Source organism: Isoptericola jiangsuensis (assembly GCF_048320105.1).
GTDB lineage: Bacteria > Actinomycetota > Actinomycetes > Actinomycetales > Cellulomonadaceae > Isoptericola > Isoptericola jiangsuensis_A.
Window position 1 is genome coordinate 2,250,869 of record NZ_CP182942.1, and the last position, 26,892, is coordinate 2,277,760.

The following is a 26,892-nucleotide window of genomic DNA, read 5'->3' on the forward strand; positions in this document are numbered from 1 at the left end:
CGCCTGGCGCCGACGCACACGGGGGCTGCCCCTGGTCCGTCGTCGCCCCCCTCCCGGAGCCCCGCGACGGCGCGGAGCACCCCTGGGCGTGGCGGGTGGCTCGTCGGGCGGTGGACGGCGGGCAGCGGGCGGTGGGTGGTGGGTGGTGGGTGGTCGGCAGCGGGCGGATGCACGACGACGGCCTGGCCACCGGGAACCGGTGACCAGGCCGTCGTCAGGACGATGCGGAGCGGTGCTCCGCGGGGGTGATCAGAAGATCACTCGGTCGCCCCTTCGATCTCACGGACCCAGGTGTACGTGTTGTCGTCGCCGTACTCGTAGATGCCGATGAAGGCCGACGAGGGGTCGTTCATCTCGTTGAGCGGGCCGGTCCCGGACGGGCCGGTGTAGTTGATCTCCTCGCCCGCGTCGAGCGCCGCGACGCCGTCGGCGAAGGAGGTGACCTCCGTACCGCCGTTCGCCCCGGAGACCGCCTTGATGTTCTCCGCGATCGTGGCGCCGTCGGTCGCGCCGCCCTTCACCGCGGCGAGCGCGGCGAGGACCGTGGCGTCGTACGACTCGGCCGAGTACGAGAAGTCGGTCAGCTCGCCGTCCTCGTTCTCCGCGTACCAGTCGGTCAGACGCTGCTTGAGGTCGTCGCTCGCCTGGGCGCCGGGGAGCGTGCCCTGGACGCCGGTCAGCGTGTCCGCGTCGAACTGGTCGCCGTAGTTCGACAGGTTGCCGTCGCAGAAGTACGTCGTCCCGTCGAACTCCCAGCCCTGGGCGACGAGCTCGTTGACGATCGCGACGGTCTCCTCGAACGCGATGATGACGAGCGCGTCGGGCTCGGTGGCGAGCGCGGCCGTCACCTGGGCACCGAAGTTCGTCTCACCGGGAGGGAACTCCTGACCCTCGCCCGTGGCGCCGTACACGACGGTCCCGCCACCGCTCTCGATGGCCTCCTGCGTGTAGTCGCGCAGACCGTTGCCGTACGCCTCGTTCTGCACCAGCATCGCGACGTCCATGTGGCCGCCGTCGAGGATGAGCGAACCGAGCGCCGCACCCTGGACGGTGTCCGGCGGGGCGGTGCGGGCGAAGTAGTCGCCGTAGCCGGACAGGTCCGCCGCGGTGTTCGCCGGCGAGATCTGCATGACCTGAGCCTCGGCGAAGGTGTCGACCACGGCGAGGGAGACGCCGGAGGACGCCGCACCGATGACGGCCGAGACGCCCTTGCCGATCAGGTCGGTCGCGGTGCCGGTGGCCACCGTGTAGTCGGTGGTGTCACCCGAGTCGCCCCACTCGACGGAGACGTCGTTGCCGAGCACGCCACCCGCCTCGTTGATGTCCTGGACCGCCAGGCCCACGCCCGAGATCTCGGGCGGGCCGAGGAAGGCGAGGGTGCCGGTCACCGGCAGGATGGTGCCGATCGTCAGAGGCTCGGCGTCCATCTCCTCCGAAGCGCCGGTCGACTCGTCGGTCGGTTCGTCGGCTGCGCAGGCTGTGAGGCTCAGGCCGAGGACCGCGGCGAGGGCGATTCCCCTCGCGGCCGTCATGCGTCGAATCATGTTCTCCCCTTCGGGGTCGTGACGTGCCGGCGGCACTCGTGCCGCTCGTAGTGGCGCTGAAACTAACCCGATTGTGTGACGTGGATGTGTCAGATCGGTCACTCCGCCGGGATCGTGACGAACCTGTTACTCAGATCACACCCCCTGCCGGAGGTCACGGCGGTCGACCTCGTCCACCGCGATCAGGCCGGAAGCGGGTGGACGACGCCGTCGCGGGATCGGCTCCGACGCGCCCCGCGACGCCCACCCCTCCGGACGACCGGATCCGTCACGCGGCACGCGAGGCCCGCGCCGCTCCCCAGGGCGAACGGGGCGTGGTGAGGCCCTCCTCGACCCGACGTCGGGGTCCCTGCCGGGCACGGGACGGCGGAGGGGAGGGCGACGTGGTCTCGACCCGGGTCGGGCGCCCTCCCGACGACGGTACGTCGGCCGCCGTCGGGGCCGCCGGGACGCCGAGACCGACCCGGGGCACGGAAACCCCGTCGTCCAGGGTGATACTGGGAACACTGGGGGCACCAGTCTGGTCACTGTGCTGGTGCGATGTCGCGCGCTCGCGTACCGTTGTGGTCGTTGCAGTGTGTTGCTCGTACCGGACGGACCCCCGTCCTGCGTCGGACGGGCCGCGTCGTCAGGATTGACGTGGCTCGGCGACGGACCTTGGACCCTCAAGAGTTGACGACGAACACCGTGATGCGCGCCCCCGACAGTCGGGGACGCCACCTCTTGAAGGAGTACCCATGGCCACCGGAACCGTGAAGTGGTTCAACAGCGAGAAGGGCTACGGCTTCATCGCCCCCGAGGACGGCACCGCTGACGTGTTCGTCCACTTCTCCGCCATCCAGTCCCAGGGCTACCGCAGCCTGGAGGAGGAGCAGAAGGTCGAGTTCGACGTCACGCAGGGCCCCAAGGGCCCGCAGGCGGAGAACGTTCGCCCGCTCTGAGCTCACCGTGAGCGCTCCGCCTGACGGCGGGGCACGCTCGGTTTGACGGCCCGCACCTGCCGCTTGACGGCAGCAGGTGCGGGCCGTCGTCGTTCCCGGTGGTGCGTGCGCGGCCGGGGTGCGCCCTCGGGAACCGCGGGGTGCCGCGGGCCGTTCTGCACGTATGGGATTCCTCGACCGACTGCTCGGCAGGTCCGACGACCAGCGTTCCTCCATCCCCGGCATGACCGGCGGGGCGACGCCGCGGGGCTACTCCTCGCCCACGCCGCCGCCCGGGGTGTCCTCGTCCCCCGGCCGTCAGCAGCACCAGCAGCCCTACCAGCAGCAGTACCAGCAGCCGACGTCGGCGCAGGCGCCCGGCGCCGGCACGTCCGCCCGCAGCGCCGACGACGTGGCCGTCGACCGCTACCGGTACCTGCTGCGCACCGCTCCCCCGGACGCCGTCGAGCAGGCGCACGCGGAGGCGTTCGCCCAGCTGACGCCTGAGCAGCGACGCCAGGTCCTCACCGAGGTGGGCGCCACCGTGCCGGCTGCCGAACGTGCGACCTCCGACGACCCGCAGGCCCTGGCACGGATGGCCACACGGGCGGAGATGCGCAACCCCGGCACCCTGGAGAAGACCTTCCGAGGCGGACCCGGCGGCACGGGCGGACCGAGCTTCGGCTCCATGGTCGGGTCCAGCCTGCTGGGCACCGTCGCCGGCGTGGTGATCGGCTCAGCCGTCGCGAACATGCTCTTCGGGCCGGCGTTCGGCGACCCGGGCACACCCGTCGCCGAGGACGCCGCGGCGTCCGGCGAGGGCGACGGGGGCGAGGCCGCCGGGGAGACCGGCGGCGACCCCGGTGCCGACGGTGGCGCGGCTGACGGCGGTGGCGACGTCATGGCGGACGGCGGCGGCGACGCCGGGGCGGACGGCGGCCTGTTCGGCGGGTTCTTCGGCGGCGGCGAGGGTGGCGGCGACTTCTTCGGCGGGGACGGCGGCGGCTTCGAGTTCTGAGCGGGACTCAGCGCTGGTGGGTCCGTGCCGGGCCCACCAGCGCGAGGAACGCGCCGAGCTGTTCGAGATCCTCCACGGAGCGAGGCAGGTAGTCGGTCAGGCGCGGGGAACGCACGACGATCGCGCACCACTTGCCCCGCGACACCGCCACGTTGATCCGGTTGCGGCTGAGGAGGAACCCCATCCCTCGCGGCACCTCGTCCGGTGACGACGCCGCCATCGACAGGACGGCCACCGCGGCCTCCTGCCCCTGGAACCTGTCCACCGTGCCGACGGGCACGGCGTCCAGACCGGCCTCGGCGAGGGCCCGCCGCACGGCCCACACCTGCGCGTTGTAGGCGGCGACGACGATGACGTCGTCCGGCGCGATCGGCCGTGACGGCGCCCCGGCCGACGGCACCCAGGCGCGACCCAGCACTCCCTGCACCTGCCGGACCACCTCCTGAGCCTCCTCGACGGACGACACGGCACGGCCCTCGTGGTCGACGAGCACCTCGTGCACGCCGGCCGCCAGACCCTCGAGCGACCGGTCACCCGCCGTCGGGTGGGCGTGCAGGCGCCCGGAGTACGCGAGGCGGGACACCGCCGTGCAGAGCCGGGGGTGCATGCGCCGCGACGCGGGCAGGAAGTACCCGAGCGACTCGGGCAGGGTCTCGTGCCCGTCGGCGAGCCAGCCGAGCGCGGACCCTGCCACGGCCGGGTCCGGGTGCGTGCCCTGGGAGACCTGCGGCAGCTGCTGCGGGTCGCCGAGGAGCAGCAGGCGGCTGGTGGCGCGCGCGACGGCGATCGTGTTGGCCACCGAGAACTGCCCGGCCTCGTCGACGACCAGCAGGTCGAGGCCCCCGGGGGCCCAGCGTTCGTGCGCGAAGTCCCAGGCGGTGCCGCCGACGACGCACCCGTGCCCCGCGTCGGCGGCCTGCGCCGCGAACTTCTGCAGGCCGTCGGCGTCGACGTCCTGCCAGGGGTTGCCCGCCCGGGAGACCGCGGCCCCGGACGGCAGCTTCTTCGCGACCTGGTCGGCCGACGCCCCGGCACGCAGCACACCGCCGAGCAGGTTCTCCACGACGGCGTGCGACTGCGCCACGACCCCGACCCGCCACCCGGCCTCCACCAGGGCGACGATCACGTGCGACGCGAGGTACGTCTTGCCCGTCCCGGGCGGTCCCTGCACCGCCAGGTAGGACCGGTCGAGGCGGCGCACGGCCTCCTCGACGGCGGCGACCACGTCGGGCTCGCCGTCGGCCCCGACCGCGGGGACGGGCAGGCCGCCGGGGACCCGCGGCGCCCGCCGCTGCAGCAGGTCCGTCATCGGCCCGGCCGGCAGACGGTCCGCCATCGCGGTGCCCGAGGCCGCACCGGCACGCCAGGCGTCCGACGCCGCCCGGCCCGCCTCGCTCGTCGCCGACTCCAGGGTGCCGGCGGGCACGTGGCTGTTGACGCTCAGCGCGCACGGCACGTCGTCGTGGGTGCCCTGGCCGGCGGCGACGTGCTCGCGCACGGTGAAGACGTCGAGCTCGCGCCCCGCCTCGAGGACACGCTCGACGCCGGTGATCGCCACCTTGCCGTGGAACCAGCGTTGGGCCAGCGGGCCCGCCTCGCCGACGACCGGCGGGCAGGGCACGTCGTACAGCAGGAACGCGCTCACGCCCTCGCGCAGCTCGCTGCCCTCCACCGCCTGGCACGTCAGCGCGAGGCGGCGCGACGGCGCCCGCTTGCCGGGCTCCGTCTCCCAGTCGGTGAGCACCCGGCACCGTTCGACGACAGCGGCGGCGCGCCGCCCGGGCCATTCGTCGGGTGGTGACTGCATCCGTTGGAAGTGCGACTGCCAGAACTGCTTGCTCTCCCGGCGGTGGTAGCCCACGGCCGCGCCGAGCAGGCTCAGGGCGCGCACCGCCGCACGGTCGGCGTGCTCGTGGGGGTGCGCGTGCTCGACCACGTCCCGCAGCTCGGACTCGAGCTCCTCGCGTGCCGCCCGCGCCTCGTCGACGGGCTCGTCCTCACCGAGCTCGAGCGGGGCGGCCACCACCCGCTCGACCGGACCGACCACCTCGTCGTGCGCCCACCGCAGCCAGTCCAGGAGCCGCAGCGTGGAGAGGCAGTCGTACCGGTTGTAGTCGAGGATCTCCGCGCGCCGCCGGGCGGCCTCGTCGTACGCGCCGGCGGCCAGCAGCTCGCAGTACTCCGCGTACTCGACGACCGACGTCGCGGCGTCCGTCACCCCCGCGCGGGCGGCCTCGTCCCCCATGTAGAGGGGTTCGAGCTTCTTGATCGACCTCGATCGGTGCGAGATGCGCAGCGCCGACCGCACCGTCGCGTACAGGTCGACGAGCACCCCGGAGCTCAGGAGCTCGTCCACCTCGTCCTCGTACACGCCGTGACGCGCCGCGATCGACAGCAGGTGCGTGCGCTCGTAGGAGGCGTAGTGGTAGACGTGCATGTCGGGCCAGCGTCGGCGCCGCGCGTTGACGTCGTCGACGAAGCGGACCAGAGCCTGGGCCTCCTCGGCCAGGGAGTCGGCCCACAGCGCGTGGAACGACGGACGGCCCTGGGCGTCGAGATCCCGTGTCATCCAGCCGAACAGGTAGTCGACGCCGGCCGCGGCGGGGCCCGCCGACGCTCGCTCCGTCCACAGGGGGTCGCCCTCGAAGTCGAAGAACACGTCGCCGTCGCTGTCCGGCGGGAGCCGTTCCACGGCCCCCGGGTCGGTGAGCAGCCAGCGCAGCTCGGCCGGCTCCTCCGGCGTGCCGACCTGCACCGCCCCGTGTCCTGGGTCGGTGCCGAGCTGCAGCCCGGCCTGCCGCCGCAGCCCGTCGAAACGCTCGGGCGACATGCCCCGGGGCCGGTGGGTCGCCGTCGCGAGCTCCGTCATGGTGGTGATCCCGGCCTCGACGAGACGGGCGCGCTGCGGGCCGTGGACGCCCGCCACCAGGAGCACGTCCGACCGGGCCGTGGCGCCCTCGGCGCAGTCCGGGCACGACCCGAGGCGACGGCACGCCGTGTGCCCCGGCTCACCCCACCGCGCCGGTCCGTCGTCTCCCAGGTGCCCCGCGACGACCTCGAGCAGGCGGTCACGCCGTGCCCGGAAGACCGGCAGGATCTCGTCGAGCAGGTGCGACGTGCGTTCCCCGGTGCCGAGCACGAGGTGTGCGCTGGGGGTGGGGTCCACGCCCGCGGCCAGCAGCTGGTCCGCGTAGGCGGCGACCTGCAGCACGGCCCGCACCTTCTGCCGCCGCGCGAGCTTGGTGTCCCACACGGCGTACCGCGGTCCGGCACCGGCCACGTCCCGGACCAGGAAGTCGGCCCGGCCGTGGAACGTCCCGTCGAAGAAGGACGCCTGGTAGACGACGTCGGCCCCCGCCTCCACGGCGGCGAGGGTGCGCGCGTGGGCCGCCATCAGATCGTCGACCGACGTCGAGGCCGGGGCAGGGAGCTCGACGACGCCGCCGGGACCGCCGTCAGCGGGCGGCGACCCGAAGCGGTCGACGAGCGCGTCGAGCACGGTGCGCTCGTGCGCGTCCCCGAGCTCTGCCGTGCGGCGGAGCATCTCGTCCTGCTCCCGGGGGCGGGCAGGGGCACGGCCCAGCAGCTCGTCCAGCCGGCGCAGCAGGGCGTGCTCGCACTCGGCCGCGACCACGAGGTCGCTCGGCGAGTGCACGATGCGGGGGCCACGCCCGCCGAGCCGGTCGTCGGGCGCACTGTCGGACGCATGGTCAGACGCATGGTCAGACGCACGGTCGGGAGTGCTGTCGAGCGTGCCGGCGGCGCCCAGGAGGAACATGCCCCAGGTCTACCAGCGCCCCCCGACATGGACCTCGGGGGGAGGTTTCCGCCATAGTGGGGCGCGCACGACGCCGAAGGAGAATGATGACCGCGCGATTCAACCCCCCGCCCGGCTGGCAGGTGCCGCCCGGGTTCCGTCCTGACGCGGGCTGGTCACCGGACCCCTCCTGGCCCCCCGCGCCGCCCGGCTGGGAGTACTGGGTCACCGACGAGACCCCCGCGCACACGCCGATGCCCGCCACGGTGCCGGGCTCGATGCCGCCGTCCCGGCACGCCGACCCGTCCGCGACCGCGATCCTCGCGCCGGTCCGTTCCGCCGCTCCCCCGCCGCCGCCCGCGCCGCCAGTGTCGGCGACCTCCGTCTCCTCGGCGCCCGCGGCCACCAGGTCGGCATCGTCCAGGTCGATGTCGTCCAGGTCGGTGTCGTCCAGATCTGCCTCGCCCGTGTCGGCGACGTCGGTCTCCTCGGCGCCGGGACCCACCCCCGCGGCCGAGGCGACGGCGCTGCTCTCCCCCACGGCGCCGTCGGCGGCGTCGGCCCCGGCCGCCGGCACCCGGTCCCGGACGCGCTCCGGGAACGGTCCGGCCGTCCCGATCCACGACCCGCACCCGACCGAGCGCGCCACGACGCCGGTGCCACCTCCGGCGCGCGCCGCCACGAGATCAGCCGGCAGCCCGGGCGGCGGCGGCTCGGAGGCGCGACCGGTCCGGCGCCGGCAGCCGCCGTGGTTCATCCCCAGCGTGGCCGTCGCCTGCCTCGCGCTCGGCGTCATCGTGGGGGTCCTGTTCTCGATGATGCAGACGTCCGACGCCCGTCAGGCCGTCATCGACTCCGAGCGCCAGGTCGCGGCCGCGGCCGACCTCGAGGCGGAGGTGGCCGAGAAGGACGCCGCCCTCGATGAGCGCGCCTCCGACCTCGACGAGCGCGAGAGCTCGCTCAAGGAGCGCGAGGCCGAGGTCAACGAGAAGGAGGCGGAGCTCACCTCCCGCCAGAACGAGATCGACGAGCAGGCCAAGGAGGCCGAGCAGCAACAACAACAACAGCAGCAGCAGAACCAGGGCGGCGACCAGGGCAACGGTCAGTGGTTCTACTGGAGCTGCGACGACGCCCGCAACGCCGGTGTCGCGCCCATCAACCAGGGCCAGCCCGGGTACCGCGGGGGCCTGGACGGCAACAACAACGGCGTCGCCTGCGAGCCCGGGGAGTAGCCGGGCCCGGGGAGCACCCGAGATCGAGGAGCGGCCGGGCCCGGCGAGACGAAGGCGGGCGGCGGGTCAGGCGAACGCGAGCACGTCGATCCCCAGGACGGTCAGGACGCCGAAGAGCACGCCCCAGAGCGTGATCGAGACGAGCTGCCAGGCGATGACGGCCCGGACGGACGCACCGAACGACACCATGATCGCCGAGGTGATCTGGCTGGGCAGGATCGTCTGCCCGAGCAGGCTGACCCCGGCGACGCCGTACCGGTCGAACCGCTGGCGCAGCTTGACCCGGCGCGGGGAGTCCGGCTTGCGACGACGGTTCCCCGCCGCCGTCCGGACGCGGGACGCCACGAGCACGAAGCCCACCATCGACAGCGCGTTGCCGACCACCGCGGCCAGCACGGCCACGACCGGCGGCACACCGGCGACGATGCCGAGGAACGACCCGAAGTACGACTCCACGAACGGGATCGCGCCGGCCAGCATCACCCCGACCCACTGCAGCAGGGTCGGCAGGGACTCGGTGAGCTCTTGCAGGTTCTCCAGCACGGCGGACTCTCCAGGATCGGGATCGGACGACGTCTCCATCCTGTGGCGGGCCGCCCCCGACCGGCAGTGTCGTGACCCACGAGATTCCGTGCGCCACGCACGGGCCAGGCATGACATCCGTCAGGTCGGAGCACCCGCGGTGACCTGCAGGGTCACACCCGAGGCGCTGCGAGGCGGTGCCCAGCCGACCCCGTTGACACAGCCGACCCGGCCGGGACAGCCGGTCACCCCACGGTGAGCGCGGCCTGCTCCGTCGTCCCGTCGTCGAGCGTGACCTCGGCCGGGCCCGTGAAGGCGTCCTCCCCCGGGGCCCACACCATCCACCAGCCGTCGTCGACGGTGGCCTCGACGCGTTCGCCGGAGTCGAGCGTGACGGTGAGCGCGACGACGTCCTCGCCGGCCCGCCCGTACGCCGACGTGACGGCGCCCTCGCCGGCGTCCGTCTGCGACCAGCTCGCCACCCCGCTCTGCATGGTGACGACGTCGCCGGGCCCGGGGTCCGGTACCGTCCCGTCCGCCTCGCCGGAGGTGTAGACGACCGGGTCGCCGTCCGCGGCCGACACGAAGCAGTCGCCGACAGCCCCGTCACCGGCCTGCAGCACGTACGTGTAGTCGCCGCGGACCTCCGTCAGCACCGGGGCGGTCGGCACGAGCTCCGGGGCCGCGGACCCGTCGGCGCCGGAGACGATGCGCGGCACCGCCGTCGGGCAGAGCTCCTGCGCGGTCGCCCGCTCGGCCGGTGCGGGCGCCGTCGGTACCGCCGTCCAGGTGGCGTACGCCGACGGCGCACCGAACGTCGACGCCCACGTCACACCCACGGCCACCGCGACGGCGGCGACCGCGGCCGCCCCGGCCCAGACGCCCGCGGGCCGGTGCCGCCGGACGGGGACGGCGCGGTCCGCACCGAGGATCTCGTGCAGCGCCTCGTCCTGCGGCGTCCCCGGCGCCCGTAGGTGGCGTGCCGGGTCGAGGTCGGACAGCTCGTCCATCAGCGGCGACCGCATCATGCCTCCCTCTGCAGGTTCCGCAGCACGTCGGCCGTCTGCCGCGGCACCTCGGTGTAGGCGAGCAGACGCTTGCGCGCCCGGGTCAGGCGCACGGAGAACGTGGTGGGCCGGCAGCCGAGCACCGACGCCGCCTCGATGGTGCTGAGCCCGTCCCAGGCCACCAGGGCGATGACCTCCCGGTCGCCGTCGCTGAGCAGCTCCCAGGCGCGCCGCAGGTCCGCGCGGTCGATCGCGACGTCGTCGGTGCCGTGCACCGCCGTCGTCGGCTCCTGCTCCAGCCGGACCCCGAGCGCCCGCCAGCGTCCGTGCGTGCGGACGTGCGTCGAGAGCACGTTGCGCGCGACGCCGTAGAGCCACGGTCGAGCTTCCACCGGCACGTCGTCCACCCTTCGCCAGGCGACCAGGAACGTCTCCGAGACGACGTCGTCCACGAGCTCCGGCGACGCGCGGCGGGTCACGAACCGCACGACGTCCTCGTGATGGTGGACCCACAGGTGCGTCAACCGTCGACGCGCCTGATCGTCGTCCACTCTCGTCCTCTCGTCCTTCTCCTGGTTCATTGCCGGCAGAGGGCCCGGTGCTACATACCGTAATGAAGTCCGTTGCCCCGATCCATACACCCGCTACGCTCGTGCACGGTCCGCTCCCTGTCGTGCGCGGATCGTCGACGACGACAAGAGGAGCTCAGCATGCGCAAGAACCTCGTCCGGAAGGTCGCTGCCGGCATCGGGGCCGCAGCCCTGACGGCCACCTTCTCGGTGGCGGCGATGACGCCTGCCGCCGCCCAGGGAACCGAGGCCTCCACGGATCAGGGGGATCTGCCCGCGCCGGGGAGCAGCGACGCCCGGTGGGAGGCGTGGGCCGCCGAGGACCGCGCCACCATCGAGGCGACGGACTGGGCCGCGGCGTCCGCGGGACGCGGCTGCGAGCTCGTGGAGCTGGAGATCGTCACCGAGGTCGACGCGGCCTACAACGCGTCCGTGGGCGCTCCCGCCGACCTGGCGACGGCCCGCGCCGACATGGTCGAGGACTGCGACAACCCGACCGCCGAGTCCCTCGCGAAGAAGGCGGGCGCGAACGGGCTCCTCGCCACCGACGTGAGCACCACGGCCATCGGCAGCGGATCGACGTGCGCCACCACCCACGGCCCGGGGACCATCTGCATCTCCAAGAGCTCGGGCATCGTCTACAACTCGTGGCGCTACGACGGTTCCGGTTCGGTCAGCGGGTTCCTGCGCATCTACAAGATCCCGACGTCGTCGTCGAGCTGCTACCGCGGGTCCACCTGGCTCACGGGCAGCGACATGACGTGGAGCTCGGGGATGACGCGCTCGATCGGCAAGACCCGGGCGGGCTACTCGGGCTACTCGGCGCACATCTGGAAGAAGGTCACCATCGGCCACACCGACTGGGGTCGTGCCTGCGCCAAGCTCTGACCCCCACCCCCCTGCGCCGAACATGCCCTGGCGGCCCGTCCGGTCGACCGGACGGGCCGCCAGGGCATGTTCGACCGTGCAGAGGGCATGGTCGGCGCCGGCGAGTCACAGCACGTGCGAGAGGAACTCCTGCAGCCGGGGCTCGGACGGCGAGTCCAGCACGGTGGCGGGCGGACCCTCCTCGACCACGACGCCGTCGTCCATGAAGACGACGTGGTCGGCGACCTCCCGGGCGAACCCGATCTCGTGCGTCACCACGACCATCGTCATGCCGGACGCGGCCAGGTCCTGCATGACGTGCAGCACCTCGCCCACCAGCTCGGGGTCCAGCGCCGACGTCGGTTCGTCGAACAGCATGAGCTCGGGGTCCATCGCGAGCGCGCGCGCGATCGCGACCCGCTGCTGCTGACCACCGGAGAGCTGCGCCGGGTAGTGGTCGGCGCGGTCGGTCAGGCCGACGCGGGCCAGCAGCTCGCCGGCGCGCTCGCGGGCCTCGGCCCGGGACAGCCCGCGGACCTGGACGGGCGCCTCGGCGACGTTCTCCAGCGCGGTGAGGTGGCCGAACAGGTGGAACCGCTGGAACACCATGCCGATGCGGGACCGCTGGGCGGCGATCTTCCTCGGGTGCAGCCGGTGCAGCACGCCCTGGTCGTCGTACCGGTAGCCGAGGAGCTCGCCGTCGATCCGCACGGAGCCCGCCGTGATCTGCTCCAGCTCGTTGAGGCAGCGCAGCAGGGTGGACTTGCCGGACCCGGACGGCCCGAGGATCACGGTGACACTGCCGCGCGGCACCACGAGGTCGACGCCGCGCAGCACGTGCAGGGCGTCCTCCCCGTGGCCGAACACCTTGTGCACGTCGCGCGCCTCGACCATCGCCACGTCGGCGCCCGACGGCGTCGCGGGAGTCGCGGGGGTCTCGCTCACGGGGTCACCTCCACGAAGGGGTCGTCCTGGGTGGTGCCGGCCGCCCGGATCGCCTCCTGGCGGCCGAGCCGGCCGTCACCGCCGGGCCCGCCGGGGCGTCCAGGATCGCGCCGTCGTCCCCGACCCGTGCGACCGCCGTCGAACCCGCGACCGTAGTGCTGCTCGAGGTGGTGCTGGCCCACCATGAGGACCGAGGTGATGAGCAGGTACCACAGGGCCGCGACGATGAGCAGGGGGATCGGCTGGAAGGTGCGGGTGCCGATGGCGCTCGTGGCGTAGGTGAGCTCGAGGGTGAACGGCACCGCGACCACCAGGGAGGTGGTCTTCAGCATGGAGATGGTCTCGTTGCCCGTGGGCGGCACGATGACGCGCATGGCCTGCGGCAGCACGATGCGGCGCAGGATCTTGGACTCCTTCATGCCCAGCGCGCGGGCCGCCTCGGACTGGCCGGGGTCCACGGAGCCGAGGCCGGCGCGCACGATCTCGGCCAGGTAGGCCGCCTCGTTGAGGGCGAGACCGATGAGTGCGGCCCAGAACGCCGTGATCACGTCGCGGGTGTCGAACGTGAAGAACTCCGGCCCGAACGGGACACCGAGGCTGAGCCGGGGGTACAGCACGGAGATCAGGCCCCAGAAGACGAGCTGGGTGTAGATCGGCGTGCCGCGGAAGAACCAGATGTAGACCCACGCCACCCAGCGCATGACCGGGTTGTCGCTGCGCCGCATGACGGCGAGCAGCACGGCCAGGACGATCGCGATCGCCATCGAGCCGAACGTGAGCACGAGGGTCCAGCCGACGCCCCGCACGACGTTGACGTCGCGCAGGTACAGCCAGACGGTGTCCCAGCGGAAGTTCGGGTTGGTGATCAGCGCGTGCACCACCATGGCGGCGAGCACGGCGACGACCGCGCCCGAGACCCAGCGGCCCGGCCGGGGAACCGGCCGGGCGTGCAGGGGCTCGGGCAGCGGCTGCCCGGCGGCCTCGGTGCTCATGTCAGAGGCTCGGGTCGAGCTCGGCGGTGGTGAGCGCGCCCTCGGCGTTGCCCCACCCGTCGAGGATCTGCGTCAGGGTGCCGTCGTCCATGAGCTGCTGGAGGGCGGCCTGCACGGCGGCGGCGAGCTCGTCGTCGTCCTGAGCCACGACGACGCCGTACGGGGCGGCGTCGGTGATGGCCCCGAGGGTCTCGATGGCGCCGTCCGCCTGCTCGACGGCGTAGGCCGTCACCGGGGAGTCGGCGTACATGCCCTGGACCTTGCCGCCGACGAGGTTGGTGGTGACGTCGGCCTGGGAGTCGTACGGCAGGACCTCGATCGGCTCGGCGCCGTCGGTCTCGCACTGCGCGGAGAGCTCGTCGAGCTCGCCCTGCTGCACGGTGCCGGTCTGCACGCCCACGGCGGTGCCGCACAGGTCCGCGGCGTCGATGCCGTCGGGGTTGCCGCTCTGCACGGCGAACTGCGAGCCGGCGTCGAAGTAGCTGACCATGTGCGCGACCTGCAGGCGCTCGGCGTCGATGGTGAAGCCGGAGATGCCGACCTCGTACTTGGTGCCGACGGCGGGGATGATCGCGTCGAACGTCGACGGCTCGACCTTCGACTCCAGGCCGAGGGTGGCGGCGACGGCCGCGGCGATGTCGACGTCGAACCCGACCGGGGTGACGCCGTCGGCGTCGAGGAACTCGGCCGGCGCGTAGGAGAGCTCGGCACCGACGGTGAGCACGCCGTCCTCGGCGACGGCGTCCGGCACCATCGCGGCGAGCTCGGGGTCCTCGGCGACGGCGGCGGGGTCGAAGGCCTCGGCCTCTGCACCGTCGGTGGAGGTGGAGGTGGAGGTGGAGCCGAGGTCCTGCGAGGCGGTGGTGCAGCCCGTCAGCAGGCCGACGACGGCGAGCGCGGACAGGGGCAGGGCGGTGCGGATGCGCATGGCGTTCTCCCAGGGGGTTCTGTGGGGTGTGCGCCGCGGGTCCCGGGTAGGGACACCGCGGCGCGCCTATGCAGCAGTATGAATAGATATTCGACGCGGGCCAAACCCGGCCGCCGTGGCATCCGTCACGTCCGTGGGACGACCGTGAGACGACGGCGGGGGTCCGGAGTTCTCCCGACCCCCGCCGTGCCCGTCGGTTACGTGTCGTGCCGGACGATCGCGTCCTCCTCGCCGGCGTCGTCGTACCCGCCCGCGGGGTAGTCAGCCCGCTCGGGGCGGGCGCGCAGGGCCAGGATGCTCAGCACGAGCCCTCCCCACACGATGACGAGAGCGACGATCAGCATCAGGATGGCCTCGGTGGTCATCGGGTGGCCTCCTTCATGACGGCGGCGTCCTGGGTGGGGGGATAGTCGGGCCAGGCGGTGAACGCGTCAGGACCGCGCCAGCGCGGCAGCGTGAACACGATCGCGCCGACGAACAGCAGCAGCACCGAGCCCCAGCCCGCGTACAGCAGGTACGTCTCGTCGTACTCGCCGTAGGGCTCGTCGATGCGCTGGATGACGTACTGCACGAGCATCACGACGAGCATCACCGGCACGACGAGGCCCACGCAGGCGTACCACCAGCGGCCGATCTGCGCCGTGGACACGGCGTTGAGGTGGTAGCGCAGCTCGGGTCCGCGGCGGTAGACCCAGACGACGAACACGCACATGAAGATCGCCGAGGCCACGATGCCGATGTTGTTGACGAACGCGTCGACGGTGTCGAGCAGGATCAGCCCCGTCGTCGTGCCGAAGCCGACCACGGACACGACGCCCAGGACGGTGCCCATGCCGAGCGTGGCCGCCCGGCGCGACAGCGCGAACTTCTCCTGCAGCGCGGCGGAGACGACCTGCAGGATCGACACCAGCGAGGTGAACCCGGCCATCACCAGCGAGCCGAAGAACAGCGCACCGAAGAACGCCCCGGCGGGCATCTGGGACACGATCGTCGGGAAGGTGACGAACGCCAGCATCACGCCCTGGAAGTCCAGGTCGGCGACGGTCACGCCCTCCTGGGCGGCCAGGAACCCGAGCGCGGAGAACACCCCGAGGCCGGCGAACAGCTCGAAGCCGGAGTTCGAGAACGCCACCACCAGGCCCGGGCCGGTCATGTTCGACCGGCGACGGCGGTAGGACGCGTAGGTGATCATGATGCCGAAGGCCACGGACAGGGAGAAGAAGATCTGCCCGTAGGCCGCGATCCACACGTCCGGGTCGCCGAGCGCGCCCCAGTCCGGCGTGAACAGGACGTTCAGCCCGTCGATCGCGCCTTCGAGGAACAGCGAGCGGATGACGAGGATGCCGAAGGCGACGATCAGCAGCGGGATGAAGATGACGTTGGCGCGCTGCACGCCCTTGACGACGCCGGCGGCCAGCACGACGGTCACCGCGACCCAGACGAGCGCCAGCGGGATGAGGACGGCGGCGACGAAGTCGAAGGTGAACCAGGGGTCCGCGCCGCCGACGTCGGCGAGCTGCAGGTGGTCCCCGACGAAGAAGGACGCCGCGTCGTCGCCCCACTGCTCGCCGAACGAGTAGACGAAGAAGCTCCCCGCCCACGCGATGACGGCCGCGTAGTACACGGCGATGAGGATGCAGATCATGACCTGGAACCAGCCCAGGCTCTCCAGCCAGCCCTTCACCCGGCGGAACGCCTGCGGGGCGCCGCCGCGGAACCGGTGGCCCAGCGCGTAGTCGAGGAAGAGGATCGGGATGCCGGCCGTCAGCAGAGCGACGAGGTACGGCACCATGAAGGCGCCGCCACCGTTCTCGTACGCGACGCCGGGGAACCGCCAGATGTTGCCGAGGCCCACGGCCGAGCCGATCGCCGACAGGATGAATCCCACCTGTCCGGTGAACTGCTCGCGCGGGGCGGCCTGTGTTTCAGCACTCACGGGTCACACACCTTTCGTGCCGGGTCGTCGTCCGTCAAGCTGAGTCCTGCCCTCGATCATGCGTGTCACGCGTCACACTGGCACGTCGAAGCGCACGTCAGGGGCCTGCGCCGCCCGTCGGACGGGCTTCCGGGGCCCCTCCGGCGTCTCACCAGGTGGACACCCTCAGGCGAGGAGCTCGGCCACGTAGCCCCCGCGCAGCCGCCCCTCGGGGTCGAGACGCTCCGCCAGGGCGCGGAAGTCCGCGAACCGCGGGTAGAGGTCCCGCAGGTCGACCGGGTCCAGCGCGAAGAGCTTGCCCCAGTGCGGCCTCGCACCCAGGGGCAGCAGCCGGTCCTCCAGCAGCGGCAGCAGGGCGGCGACCTCGTCGAGGAGCGGGCGCCACGTGAAGTGCAGGCCCACCGAGTCCTCGGCGAACGGGCTCAGCCAGAGGTCGTCCGCCGCGACCGTCCGCACCTCGGAGACCTGCAGGAGCGGCGCCACCTGACCGGCGATCCCCCGCACGGCCTCGATCGCGGCGACCGCGTGCCGCCGCGGCAGCAGGTACTCCGACTGCAGCTCCGCCCCCGCCGACGGCGTGAACTCCAGCCGGAAGTGGCTCAGCCGCTCGTGCCACGGCCCGGGCACCCCCCGCTGCGGGGTGCACGCCACCGGGTCGACGCCCGGCAGCGGGTGGACGTCCTCCGACGCCCAGCGCAGCGCGCGCACCGGCTCCGGGCGGCCCACCGACGGGTCCGCGACCGACTTGAACCACACCTGGTCCACCGACGGGCCCGCCCAGCCGGTGAACAGGCTGACCGAGTACGCCGCACGCGTCACCGCGTCGAGGTCCGCCAGCACGTCGTCCCACGGGACCTCCAGCGCGACGTCCTGGCGCACGTCGAAGGTGGGCGACGTCGCCAGCTCGACGCGCGTGACGACGCCCAGCGCCCCGAGGGACACGACCATCCCGGCGAAGGCGTCCGGGTCGTCGTCGCGCGCGACCCGCCGCAGCTCGCCGGCCGTCGTCATCAGCTCCAGGGCGACGACGGCGCTCGCCAGCGAGCGGTTGGTGTCGCCGGAGCCGTGGGTCGCCGTCGCGACGGCGCCCGCCACGGAGATGTGCGGCAGGGAGGCCATGTTCCCCAGGGCCCTCCCCGGCCCTGGAGGGCCTGGGCGACCTCGCCGTAGCGCAGGCCCGCGTTGACCGACACCACACCGGTCAGCGGGTCGAGGTCGATGCCGGGACGGCCGTCGTCGAGCCCGTCCACCTGGACGTGGACGCCGGGCGTGTCGGCGACGTCGTTGAACGAGTGCCGTGATCCGAGCGGCCGCACCGGCCCGGGCGTCGCGAGGACCCCGGCCAGCTCGTCGAGGGTCGCCGGTCGGGCGCAGACCTGCGCCGCGTAGTCGAGGTTGCCTGCCCAGTTGCGCACGGGGCCACCCTGTCACGTCCCACGGCCCGGGCCGGTGCAGGACGGCGGTGCGCCCGGCTGGGAGATCGCTGACCGCGCGGCGTGAACCGACCGGGTCCGGCCGGACATCTGACCTGTGACTGCCCCGTCAACGGCGAAGGAGGCATGCGTGAGCCAGACGATGTCCACAGGGAGCGCGACCGTGAGGGACTACCAGGACCGGGTCGAGGTGGGGCGCGCGACCGCGTCCGGCACCGACACCTGGCTCGTCCCGGTCAGGATCCCGGCGATGGCGGACCTTCCCCGGGAGGACGGGCTGCCGATCCTGCACGGCGTGGACCTCGTGCGACGGCTCGGCGAGGTCCTGGCGTTCGACTGCTTCGACGTCCCGCCCGCGCACCACCTGAGCATCCGGCGGATCGCGTTCCGCTGGTCCGGCCGCCCGCTGCGCCTTCCTCCCGCCGGGACGATCGGGGCGAGCGCGTTCGTGCACGTGCACGCCCACCGCGAGCGCCACGGGCACACCAGCGCGTTCGAGGCGTCCGCCGTACTGCGGGTCGGTTCCCACGAGATCGCGCACGCCAGCGGCGCAGCCCGCTGCATCGACCCGACGACGTACTCCGCGCTGCGCCGTGGCGTCGCGAGGGTCGAGCGCCGTTTCGACGTCGACCCGCTGTCGGACGTGCGGCGGCGCGCGGACCGGCTGCTGGCGACCGTCGGCTGGGACTCGGCGGACCCGCTGCTCGACGCACGGGCGGGCGAGCTCCCGGGGCTGGCGCTGATCAACGCCTCGGTGCGGGCGGCGCACCTGCTGAGGCCGACGCGCACCGTGGCAGGGGTGTCGTTGACGGTGGAACGGTTCGTCGACGGGTCACCGCGTCCGACGGTCTACGCGACGGCCGCCACCGACGAGGTCGAGGTGTCGGTCCTGCAGAACAGGACGGTCGCCGCCCGGTGCGTCGTGCGGCTCGCGCCGGTTCGTTGACCTTCTGGACGGTCAATAAGCACCTTCGCCCCGCTTCTTGACGTTTGTGATGCCCCGGAATGCTTTGCGGCTTTATTCGCTTCAGCCCGCGCGGCGATTGTCGCCGGCAATTGCGATCACGCTACGGTCCGCCCCGGAGAGGCCCTGCGACGGAGGGTCTCGCGCACTTCTGGCAGCGAAGGACTTCCGGTGGCCACGACATCGAGACAAGAGCAGAAGGCCACGACGCGCGCGGCAATACTGCGCATCGCCTCTGACGAGTTCGACCTGCACGGGTACGCGGCGACCTCCGTCGCGCGCGTCGCCGAGAACCTGCAGATGACCAAGGGGTCGGTCTACTTCCACTTCGCCTCCAAGGCGCTCCTGGCCGCCGAGGTCGTCCGTGTCTCGTTCGACGTGTGGGACCCGCTCGTGCGGTCCGTCGACGACCACGCGCTGAGCGGCCTCGATGCCGTCCGGCGGCTCCTGGTCGACCTCGCGCAGCGCTACACCGACGACGCCTCGCTGCGGGCCGCGCTGCGCCTCATGCGCGAGGAGTCGCCGGTGCGCGACCGGCTCCCCGAGGCGCTCGGCGTGTGGGCGGGCGTGCTGCGCCGGTATCTCGACCAGGCGGTGGGCGCCGGGCAGCTCCGGCCCGGGACGGACGTCGACGCGCTCGCCCGCCACCTCGTCGCGCTGTTCCTGGGGCTGCAGGAGATCACCCAGCGGGCGCCGACGGACGGCTCGCTCGCCGAGCAGGTCGAGGACGCGTGGGAGACGACGCTCGTCGGCCTGGTGCGGACCCACTGACCTTCTGGTAGGTCAGTGGGAGGTTGCGCCACGACGCCCCGACCTGCACTCTTGTCACCGGGGCGCACCGTGCGGCCCCAGGGGGCACGTCGGGAGGATCCGTCATGCACCCTGAGGCGAGCGATGCCGCGCTCTGGGTGCAGGTCCGCGCCGACGACGAGGGCGCCTTCGCCGTCGTGTTCGACCGGTACCACCTGCGGGTGCAGCACACCGTCGCCCGCGCCCTGAGCGACGTGCCCTCCGCGGACGTCCACGCCGTCGCCGCCGAGGTCTTCCACACGGCGTGGCAGCGACGCTCCGGCGTCGAGGTCACCACGTCCGTGTGGCCCTGGCTGCGGGCCGTCACCACCCGGTTGTGCGCCAACGAGCGCCGCCGCTGCCTGCGCCAGGACCGGCTCTCCGCCCGCGCGCAGCACACCGGTCCCGCCGACCTCGTGGAGCCCGACCACGCCGCCGACGTCGCCCTGCGCGTCGCGCTCACGACCGCGCTCTCCCGGCTCGGGAGCGCCGAGGCCGCCGTCGCCGAGCTGTCCATCGTCCACGACCTCTCCGACGCCCAGGTCGCGGCCCGCCTGGACGTCCCCGTCGGCACCGTGAAGTCGCGCCTCCACCGCGCCCGCCGCCAGCTCCGCCTGCACCTCGGCCCCGACGCGGCCGCGCCCGTCCGCGGGCGGCCCACCCGCACGGACGTCGCCGGCACGCCCGGCACCGCGACGCCGGGACCCGTCCCGCCCGAGGCTCCCCCTCGGGGCTCGTCCCGGCCGAGGCCGTCGAACCAGGGCACCTCGGACCAGGGCACCTCGGACCCGCGCACGTCGGTCCCGCGCACGTCCCGGCGCGACCCGACGTCGTCGGCACCCCCGGCCCACCACCGGCGCTCGACCTGTGGATGCCGGACGACGACCGCCCCGGCGGGCTGGTGGTGCTCGTGGGCGCGGGCGTACCGGGCAAGCTCCGGGCGCTCCTCGACGCCGGGCTCGCGGTCGCCGCGTTCACCCCGTCCCTCGCCGGTGACGACCCGTTCCCCGGTGCCGTCGACGACCTCGCCGGCGCGATCCGCCACGTGGCCGCGCACGACGGGATCGACGCGAACCGCGTCGCGCTCTGGGGCGAGGACACCGGCGCCACCGTCGCTGGCCTCCTCGGCGCGCTCGGCGGCCGGCCCGCGCCCTGGGCGCCCGCCGGGTCCACACTCCTGCCGCGGCCCACCGCCGTCGTCCACTGGTACGGACCCGTGACCGCCGGGCCGCCGACGCACCTGTCCACGGCGGGAGCCGGCACCGTGCCGCACTTCGCGATCGCGCACGGCACCGACGACCGCGTCGTCACGCCGGCGCAGCCCGCGCGGCTCGTCGAGGCTCTGCACGACGCCGGCACGACGCCCTGGGTGACGTGGCTGGACGGTGCCGGCCACGGCGGCCCCCGCTTCGACGCCGAGCTGACCGTCCCCACCGTCGACTGGCTCCAGCAGGTCTTCGAGTCCCCCGACATACGCTCGGGGCATGTCAGCGGGACACGATCATCCGCACACGCACGCCGACGCCAGCACCCATCGCGGACGCCTCGCCGTGGCGTTCGGGATCACGCTCGCCGTGGTCGCCGCGCAGGTGGTCGGCGCCGTCGTCACCGGCAGCCTCGCCCTGCTCGTGGACACCGCGCACCTGCTGGTCGACGCCTCCGGGCTCGCGCTCGCGCTCTTCGCGGCCCACCTGGCGCTCCGCCCGCCGACGGTGCGCCGCACCTGGGGGTTCCGGCGCGCCGAGGTGCTCGCCGCGCTCGCCCAGGCGGCCCTGCTGCTCGGCGTGGGCGTGTTCGTCCTCGTCGAGGCCGTGCAGCGACTGAGCGACCCGCCGCAGATCCCCGGCACCGAGCTCGTCGTGTTCGGTGTCGTCGGCCTCGTCGGCAACCTCGCCGCGCTCGCCGTCCTGGCCGGGCGCCGCCGGGCGAACCTCAACCTGCGGGCCGCCTACCTCGAGGTGCTCAACGACGCGCTCGGGTCGCTGGCGGTGATCGTCGCTGCCGTCGTCATCACCACCACGGGCCGCCAGGGCGCCGACACCGTCGCCGCGCTCGTCATCGGGGCGCTCGTCCTGCCGCGCGCCGTCCGCCTGCTGCGGGACGCGTCCGCCGTGCTGCTGGAGTCCACCCCGCCCGGTCTCGACCTGGACGACGTGCGCCGCCACCTGCTGCGCGTCGAGCACGTCCGCGAGATCCACGACGTGCACGCGTCACTCATCGCCACCGGCCTGCCGCAGCTCTCCGCGCACGTCGTCGTCGACGCCGGCTGCTTCTCGGACGGGCACGCCGCGCGGATCCTCGACGAGCTCCAGGAGTGCGTCGCCGCGCACTTCGACGTCGAGCACACGACCTTCCAGGTCGAGCCCGACACCCATCCCGAGCACGAGCACCCCACCCACGCCTGACGGCGCCGGGCACGGGCAGCGGTCAGGGGCGGGTCGAGGCCCGCACCACCAGCTCGGGCGGGAACACGACGTCCCGGGGCGGGCGGCCCGGTTCGGCGATCTCGTCCAGGAGCAGCCGGGCCGCGGCCCGACCCATCTCGGAGATCGGCTGGCGGACCGTGGTCAGGGGCACGGCCGCGAGCGCCGCGAACGGGATGTCGTCGTACCCGACGACGGCGACGTCGTCGGGCACCCGCAGGCCCGCGGCGAGCAGCGCGTCGACCAGGCCGATGGCGTGCAGGTCGTTGCCGGCGAAGACGGCGTCGGGCCGGTCCGCCGGGTCGAGCCCCGCGATCCAGGCGCCCGTCTCCTCGCCGACGGCGATGTCGAGGTCGTCGGAGCGCACCACGTCGAGGTGGGCGTCGGGCGTCGCCCGGACGATCTCCCGGCACCCCTCCAGGCGCCGTTCGACCTGCCGGACGCCCTCGGCCCCGGCCGCGAACAGCAGCCGGCGCCGGCCGACGTCGATCAGGTGCCGGGCGGCGAGACGCCCGCCCTCGTGGTGGTCCAGGGAGACCGAGGACAGCCGTCCGTCCGGGTCCTCGTGGTCGACCAGGACGACGGGGGTGCCGCGGTCGCGCCGTCGGCGCAACGGTTCGAGCTCGTCGTCGGAGGGCGCGACGACGACGCCGTCGAAGCGGAGCTGCTCGAACAGCGTGAGGAACTTCTCCTGGCGGACCGCGGACTCGTGCGAGGAGCCGACGACCACCGACAGCCCGGCGTCCTCGGCGACCTGCTCGACGGCCGTGGCGATCCCGGCGAAGAAGGGGTTGGAGGCGTTGACGACGCTGAGCCCGACGATGCCGCTGTGCTGCCGGCGGAGCTGCCGTGCCGGCATGCTCGGCACGAAGCCGAGCTCCTCGACCGCACCGCCGACGCGTTCCTTCATCCGGGCGGAGAGCTTGTCCGGCCAGTTGAAGTAGTTGGACACCGTCGCCGCGGAGATGCCGAGGTGCCGCGCGACGTCGTGGATCGTCACGGGTGCCTCAGCCATGGGTCATCACCAGCGGGACGCTACCAGCGTGGTGCGGCCGCCGGTCGGGCCCGTCAGTCGTCGCCGCGGTCCCGTCCCCGGTCGCCGTCCTGGAGCGCGTTCTTCAGCATGACCGCGGGCAGCAGGAAGGTGGCCAGCATGGTGACGAGCCAGACGATGATCGGGCCGAGCACCCAGCCCTGCCAGCCGGAGATCTCCAGCCCGTCGGAGGCCACGAGGTTGGCGATGAGGAGTGCCACGTAGGTGCTGATCAGCCCGACCGCTCCCAGCAGGGTCGGCGCGTTGCGCCGGGCGACCTGGGAGAGGAACGGCGAGAGGATCGCCTGCGCCAGCGCGAAGATCACCACCGCCAGGACGAAGCCCAGGGGGTTGCTCCAGTGGACGTCGAACGTCTGCCAGTCGAACGCCCCGAACAGCAGCTCGGTGAGCACGATCCCGATCGCCGCCGCCAGCAGGAAGATTGCCGTGCGCGCAAGAAGACGAATCATGTGACGAAGCGTGGCACAGGTCACACCATCACGCCTGAGATGCTCTGAAACTGCTCAAAGCGGTTCCCGCGACGCGCGCACCGGACCATGCTGGCCGCCAAGCGATCCTCGGGAGCTCCGATGCATGTGCTGGTGACAGGCGGCGCCGGCTATCTGGGCGCCCACGTGGTCCTCGCCCTCCTCCAGGCCGGTCACGTCGTCGACGTCGTCGACGACTTCACGCGGGGAACTCCGGCGTCCCTCGGCCGCGCCGAGGCGTTGACCGGACGCCACGTCACGACCCACGCCGCGGACGTCGCCGACATCGACGCCCTCGAGCGGGTCTTCGCCGTGTCCAGCTTCGACGCCGTCGTCCACCTGGCCGGGCTGCGGTCCACGGCCACCTCCGTCGACCGCGTGCTCGACACCTACGAGACCAACCTGACCACGACCTTCACCCTGCTGCGCTGCATGTCCTGGTACGGCGTCGACAAGCTGGTGCTCTCGTCGTCGTCCTCGGTGTACGGGGCGCCCGCCACGGACGAACCCCTCCTCGAGACGGCTCCGCTGGCCCCCCTGTCCCCGCTGGGCCGCAGCCTCGCGTCGAACGAGCACCTGCTCGACGACCTGGCGCACGGGGCCTCCCACTTCCGGTTCGCGGTCGTGCGCTGCTTCACCACGGCCGGGGCGCACCCGTCGGGACGGATCGGGCAGTACTGCGGCAGGTCCGCGACGGCGCTGCTCGCCCGGATCGGGCAGGTCGCCGCCGGACGACGCGACCGGCTGGAGGTGCACGGCGACGCGCACGCCACCCCGGACGGGACAGCGGTGCGCGACTACGTCCACCCCGACGACGTGGCCGCCGGGCACGTCGCCGCGCTCGAGAGCCTCGCGCACCGCCCGGCGGGCGTCTCCACCTGGAACCTGGGCACAGGGCGCCCCAGCAGCGTGCTCGACGTCGTGCGCACCTTCGAGGAGGTCTCCGGCCGTCGCGTCCCGGTCCAGGTGGTCGGTGGCCGACGGGCCAGCGCCGCCCGGCTCGTCGCCGACACCGGTCGCGCCGCCGCCGATCTCGGCTGGACGGCCGCCCGCACCCTGGCGGACATCTGCCGCGACCACTGGCACTGGCAGCAGCAGAACCCGCGCGGCTATCCCTCGACCGTCGCCCCGGAGGCCCCGTGGCGCGGCGGCATCGGGCACCGGCTGCGGGTCCTGCCGCCGCTGCCGCGCACCAGCTGACCGGCGGCGTCAGGTCTTGGTGTCGCGGTAGTAGCGCATCGCACCGTCGTGCAGCGGCGCGGGTGCGGTGTAGATCGCCCGGTGCGGGTCCAGGTAGGACACGGCGGCCGTGTCCGCCGCGAGCTCGGACTGGTGGGCGAACAGCAGCGCCACCAGGGCGTAGGCGACGTCGTCCGGGAGATCGCCCGACACCACCAGGACGTTCGGCACGGCGAGCGTCTGGACCGGCTCCCGCACCCCGTACGTGCCCTGGGGCACCACCCCGTGGCGGTAGCCGTGACCGTACGCGTCCCGCATCTCGTCGACGACCTCGTCGAGGGCGATGAGACGGATGGGCATCTCCTCGGCCAGCTCGACGAGCCCGGGGGTCTTCAGCCCGCCCGACCAGAAGAACGCGTCGACACGGCCGGTCCGCATGGCGTGGATCGACTCGGTGATGCCCCGCTGGGACACCTCCAGGTCCCGCGGGTCGATCTCGGCCGCCGCGAGCACCCGTCCGGCGATCAGCGCCGTGCCGGAGTCCTCGGCACCGAGCGAGACCCGCCGCCCGCGCAGGTCCGCGATCTCGTGCACGTCGGAGTCGGCACGCACCACCAGGTGCCCGAAGTCGTCGTAGAGGCGTGCCAGGGCGCGCAGGTCGGCCGGTTCGACGAAGTCCCCCGTCCCGGCGACGGCGTCCCCCACGGCGTCGGCCGCGCTGAACGCGACCTGTGCCTCGCCGTCGGCCACGAGCTCCAGGTTCTCCAACGATCCCGCGGTCGTCACGACCTCCGCGTCGACGCCGTACCGGTCCCGGAGCAGCTCGGCCAGGGAGGTGCCGTAGGCGTGGTAGACGCCCGTGGTGCCGCCCGTCGCGATCGTGATCCTGTCCGGGAGCTGCTCCGCCCACGGCTCGCCGTCGCTCGCGAAGCAGCCGGCGAGCAGCCCGGTCGCCACGACCGCCACCAGCAGGGACCACCACAGGCGTCTCATGCGTCCGCCCAGCGGGGCACCTGGAGCCGGGCCCGCAGCCCGCCGTCGTCGGGCAGCTCGAGCCGCAGGCCGCCCCCGGCGGAGGCGAGCAGCTCGGAGGCGATCGACAGCCCGAGACCCGATCCGCGCACGGCGCTGTGCCCGGGGCTGCGCCAGAACCGTTCCGTCAGCCGGTCGAGCTGGTCCTCGGGGACGCCGGGACCGTGGTCGCGCACGAGCACCTCGACCGTGCGGTCCGTCTGGAGGACCTCCACCTCCACGTCGGCGGAGCTCGGCGAGAACTTCAGGGCGTTGTCCACGATGGTGTCCAGGGCGGAGCCGAACGCGGTCGGGTCGACGGCGCTCCACCGTTCCGTGCCGGTGCCCTCGACGACGAAGGTGCGCCCCGGGTCGAGCAGACGCCAGGAGTCGGCGTGCTGGACGACGATGTCGGAGACGTCGACGGGCTGGAGCGGCCCGGTCGCGGCGTCGTCGGCGAGCAGGAGGAGGGCGTCGAGGATCTGCGCCATGCGCTCGGCCTCGCGGCGCACGTGCTCGACCTCGTCCGCCTGGTCGTCCTGCACGCTCATCGCGAGCACCTCGATGCGCAGCATGAGGGCGTTGAGGGGGTTGCGCAGCTCGTGGGAGGCGTTCGCGACGAACTCCTGCTGGCGGCGCATGAGGTGCTCGACGCGCTGCGCCATGTCGTTGAAGCGGGCGATGACGGCCTGCAGCTCCGGCGGGCCGGCCGAGGGCGGGATCCGTTCGTCGAGACGGCCCGTGCCCATCTTCTCCATGGCGTGGTCGACGGCCTGGACGGGGCGCAGCACCCAGCCCGCCGTGCGGTCCGCGACGAGGAGCGCCAGCAGCCCCAGCACCACGCCGCCCGCGGCCAGGATGCTCCACGAGTACCAGATGCCGCGCTGCACGTCGGCGGTGTCCGACGACGTCACGACGGCGCCGATGACGTCGGCACCGTTGAACACGGGCTCCGCCACGACGATGCGGTCGGCGCCCCAGGGCCAGAAGGTCTCGTCCGGCGCCGTGTGACCGCCGGCGAGCGCGGTGCTGCGTTCGGCCATGCCGGTCGTGTCCAGCCCTGCGCCGGCGACGGGTGCGCCCGCCTGGTCCACGACGGCGGAGCGGATCCCGTAGACGGCGCGATAGCGCTCCAGGTCGGCCTGGACGATGCTCGGGTCGCCGGCGAGGATGGCCTGGCGTGCCGTGATCACGAGGTAGGCGGCGTCGCGCTGGCGGTCGATGAAGACCTCCTGCTGCTGGGCTCGGGTGATGGAGGCCACGAGGAACATGCCGAGCAGCACCAGGACGAGGGCGATCGGCACGTAGACCAGCGCCATGAGTCGTGCCCGCACG

Annotated in this window: 23 protein-coding genes and 1 pseudogene; 9 read left to right on the forward strand and 15 right to left on the reverse strand. The window is 73.3% G+C overall.

Going from position 1 to position 26,892, the window contains the following annotated elements:
• Positions 1-257: 257 nt before the first annotated feature.
• A complete protein-coding gene (locus tag ACNHYB_RS10535; RefSeq protein WP_418275297.1) occupies positions 258-1,544 on the reverse strand; it encodes an ABC transporter substrate-binding protein in 1,287 nt (428 codons plus the stop codon).
• Positions 1,545-2,281: 737 nt separating this feature from the next.
• On the opposite strand from ACNHYB_RS10535, the gene ACNHYB_RS10540 reads away from it, so the two are divergent.
• Both ACNHYB_RS10540 and ACNHYB_RS10545 read left to right on the forward strand, forming a co-directional pair.
• Positions 2,282-2,485, forward strand: coding sequence for a cold-shock protein (locus ACNHYB_RS10540; RefSeq protein WP_068203301.1), 204 nt, complete (start codon positions 2,282-2,284; stop codon positions 2,483-2,485).
• 163 nt (positions 2,486-2,648) lie between these two features.
• Positions 2,649-3,482: a hypothetical protein gene (locus ACNHYB_RS10545; RefSeq protein ID WP_418275298.1), complete on the forward strand. Its 834-nt coding sequence runs from the start codon at positions 2,649-2,651 to the stop codon at positions 3,480-3,482.
• Positions 3,483-3,489: 7 nt separating this feature from the next.
• Here the strand turns inward: ACNHYB_RS10545 and ACNHYB_RS10550 are convergent, their stop codons facing one another.
• The gene (locus ACNHYB_RS10550) at positions 3,490-7,260 is read right to left on the reverse strand and encodes a TM0106 family RecB-like putative nuclease (RefSeq protein WP_418275299.1); all 3,771 of its coding nucleotides are present in this window, start codon (positions 7,258-7,260) and stop codon (positions 3,490-3,492) included.
• Between the two features lie 86 nt (positions 7,261-7,346).
• Between ACNHYB_RS10550 and ACNHYB_RS10555 the strand changes: the two genes are divergently transcribed.
• Entirely contained in the window at positions 7,347-8,471 is a 1,125-nt protein-coding gene (locus tag ACNHYB_RS10555; RefSeq protein WP_418275300.1) for an excalibur calcium-binding domain-containing protein, read from the forward strand.
• Positions 8,472-8,537: 66 nt separating this feature from the next.
• Here the strand turns inward: ACNHYB_RS10555 and ACNHYB_RS10560 are convergent, their stop codons facing one another.
• The 3 genes from ACNHYB_RS10560 to ACNHYB_RS10570 all read right to left on the reverse strand — a co-directional run bounded on the left by ACNHYB_RS10560 (position 8,538) and on the right by ACNHYB_RS10570 (position 10,551).
• The gene (locus ACNHYB_RS10560; RefSeq protein ID WP_418275301.1) at positions 8,538-9,053 is read right to left on the reverse strand and encodes a hypothetical protein; all 516 of its coding nucleotides are present in this window, start codon (positions 9,051-9,053) and stop codon (positions 8,538-8,540) included.
• A 185-nt stretch (positions 9,054-9,238) separates the two neighbouring features.
• Positions 9,239-10,018 (reverse strand): hypothetical protein, encoded by a 780-nt coding sequence (locus ACNHYB_RS10565; protein ID WP_418275302.1) that lies wholly within the window; start codon positions 10,016-10,018, stop codon positions 9,239-9,241.
• A complete protein-coding gene (locus ACNHYB_RS10570) occupies positions 10,018-10,551 on the reverse strand; it encodes an RNA polymerase sigma factor (RefSeq protein WP_418275304.1) in 534 nt (177 codons plus the stop codon). The genes ACNHYB_RS10565 and ACNHYB_RS10570 overlap by 1 nt, the downstream gene beginning before the upstream one ends.
• 159 nt (positions 10,552-10,710) lie before the next feature.
• Between ACNHYB_RS10570 and ACNHYB_RS10575 the strand changes: the two genes are divergently transcribed.
• A complete protein-coding gene (locus tag ACNHYB_RS10575; protein WP_418275305.1) occupies positions 10,711-11,457 on the forward strand; it encodes a hypothetical protein in 747 nt (248 codons plus the stop codon).
• Between the two features lie 105 nt (positions 11,458-11,562).
• Here ACNHYB_RS10575 and ACNHYB_RS10580 read toward each other — a convergent pair whose 3' ends face one another.
• The 6 genes and pseudogenes from ACNHYB_RS10580 to ACNHYB_RS10605 form a co-directional block, all read right to left on the reverse strand.
• Entirely contained in the window at positions 11,563-12,330 is a 768-nt protein-coding gene (locus ACNHYB_RS10580) for an amino acid ABC transporter ATP-binding protein (protein ID WP_418278029.1), read from the reverse strand.
• A gap of 47 nt (positions 12,331-12,377) precedes the next feature.
• Complete coding sequence (locus ACNHYB_RS10585; protein WP_418275306.1) at positions 12,378-13,373, reverse strand: amino acid ABC transporter permease; 996 nt, start codon at positions 13,371-13,373, stop codon at positions 12,378-12,380.
• 1 nt (position 13,374) lies between these two features.
• Complete coding sequence (locus ACNHYB_RS10590; RefSeq protein WP_418275307.1) at positions 13,375-14,301, reverse strand: transporter substrate-binding domain-containing protein; 927 nt, start codon at positions 14,299-14,301, stop codon at positions 13,375-13,377.
• Positions 14,302-14,498: 197 nt separating this feature from the next.
• Positions 14,499-14,666, reverse strand: coding sequence for a methionine/alanine import family NSS transporter small subunit (locus tag ACNHYB_RS10595; protein WP_418275308.1), 168 nt, complete (start codon positions 14,664-14,666; stop codon positions 14,499-14,501).
• Positions 14,663-16,237: a sodium-dependent transporter gene (locus ACNHYB_RS10600; protein ID WP_418275309.1), complete on the reverse strand. Its 1,575-nt coding sequence runs from the start codon at positions 16,235-16,237 to the stop codon at positions 14,663-14,665. The genes ACNHYB_RS10595 and ACNHYB_RS10600 overlap by 4 nt, the downstream gene beginning before the upstream one ends.
• A 165-nt stretch (positions 16,238-16,402) precedes the next feature.
• Positions 16,403-17,652, reverse strand: a pseudogene (locus tag ACNHYB_RS10605) (D-arabinono-1,4-lactone oxidase).
• A 181-nt stretch (positions 17,653-17,833) separates the two neighbouring features.
• Here ACNHYB_RS10605 and ACNHYB_RS10610 point away from each other — a divergent pair.
• The 4 genes from ACNHYB_RS10610 (at position 17,834) to ACNHYB_RS10625 (ending at position 21,828) form a co-directional block, all read left to right on the forward strand.
• Positions 17,834-18,616, forward strand: coding sequence for a hypothetical protein (locus ACNHYB_RS10610; protein ID WP_418275310.1), 783 nt, complete (start codon positions 17,834-17,836; stop codon positions 18,614-18,616).
• Between the two features lie 189 nt (positions 18,617-18,805).
• Entirely contained in the window at positions 18,806-19,405 is a 600-nt protein-coding gene (locus ACNHYB_RS10615; RefSeq protein ID WP_418275311.1) for a TetR family transcriptional regulator, read from the forward strand.
• Between the two features lie 104 nt (positions 19,406-19,509).
• Positions 19,510-20,643: a sigma factor-like helix-turn-helix DNA-binding protein gene (locus ACNHYB_RS10620; RefSeq protein ID WP_418275312.1), complete on the forward strand. Its 1,134-nt coding sequence runs from the start codon at positions 19,510-19,512 to the stop codon at positions 20,641-20,643.
• 264 nt (positions 20,644-20,907) lie between these two features.
• Complete coding sequence (locus tag ACNHYB_RS10625; protein ID WP_418275313.1) at positions 20,908-21,828, forward strand: cation diffusion facilitator family transporter; 921 nt, start codon at positions 20,908-20,910, stop codon at positions 21,826-21,828.
• Between the two features lie 22 nt (positions 21,829-21,850).
• On the opposite strand, the gene ACNHYB_RS10630 is transcribed toward ACNHYB_RS10625, so the two are convergent.
• Together ACNHYB_RS10630 and ACNHYB_RS10635 are read right to left on the reverse strand one after the other, a co-directional pair.
• Positions 21,851-22,861 (reverse strand): LacI family DNA-binding transcriptional regulator, encoded by a 1,011-nt coding sequence (locus tag ACNHYB_RS10630; protein ID WP_418275314.1) that lies wholly within the window; start codon positions 22,859-22,861, stop codon positions 21,851-21,853.
• Positions 22,862-22,914: 53 nt separating this feature from the next.
• On the reverse strand, positions 22,915-23,349 hold the full coding sequence (locus ACNHYB_RS10635; protein ID WP_418275315.1) for a hypothetical protein: 435 nt from the start codon (positions 23,347-23,349) through the stop codon (positions 22,915-22,917).
• 120 nt (positions 23,350-23,469) lie between these two features.
• On the opposite strand from ACNHYB_RS10635, the gene galE reads away from it, so the two are divergent.
• Entirely contained in the window at positions 23,470-24,567 is a 1,098-nt protein-coding gene (gene galE, locus ACNHYB_RS10640) for a UDP-glucose 4-epimerase GalE (protein ID WP_418275317.1), read from the forward strand.
• 9 nt (positions 24,568-24,576) lie between these two features.
• Here galE and ACNHYB_RS10645 read toward each other — a convergent pair whose 3' ends face one another.
• On the reverse strand, positions 24,577-25,539 hold the full coding sequence (locus ACNHYB_RS10645; RefSeq protein WP_418275318.1) for a TAXI family TRAP transporter solute-binding subunit: 963 nt from the start codon (positions 25,537-25,539) through the stop codon (positions 24,577-24,579).
• Positions 25,536-26,876, reverse strand: a complete 1,341-nt coding sequence (locus ACNHYB_RS10650) for an ATP-binding protein (protein WP_418275319.1) — start codon at positions 26,874-26,876, stop codon at positions 25,536-25,538. The genes ACNHYB_RS10645 and ACNHYB_RS10650 overlap by 4 nt, the downstream gene beginning before the upstream one ends.
• Between the last annotated feature and the right edge of the window lie 16 nt (positions 26,877-26,892).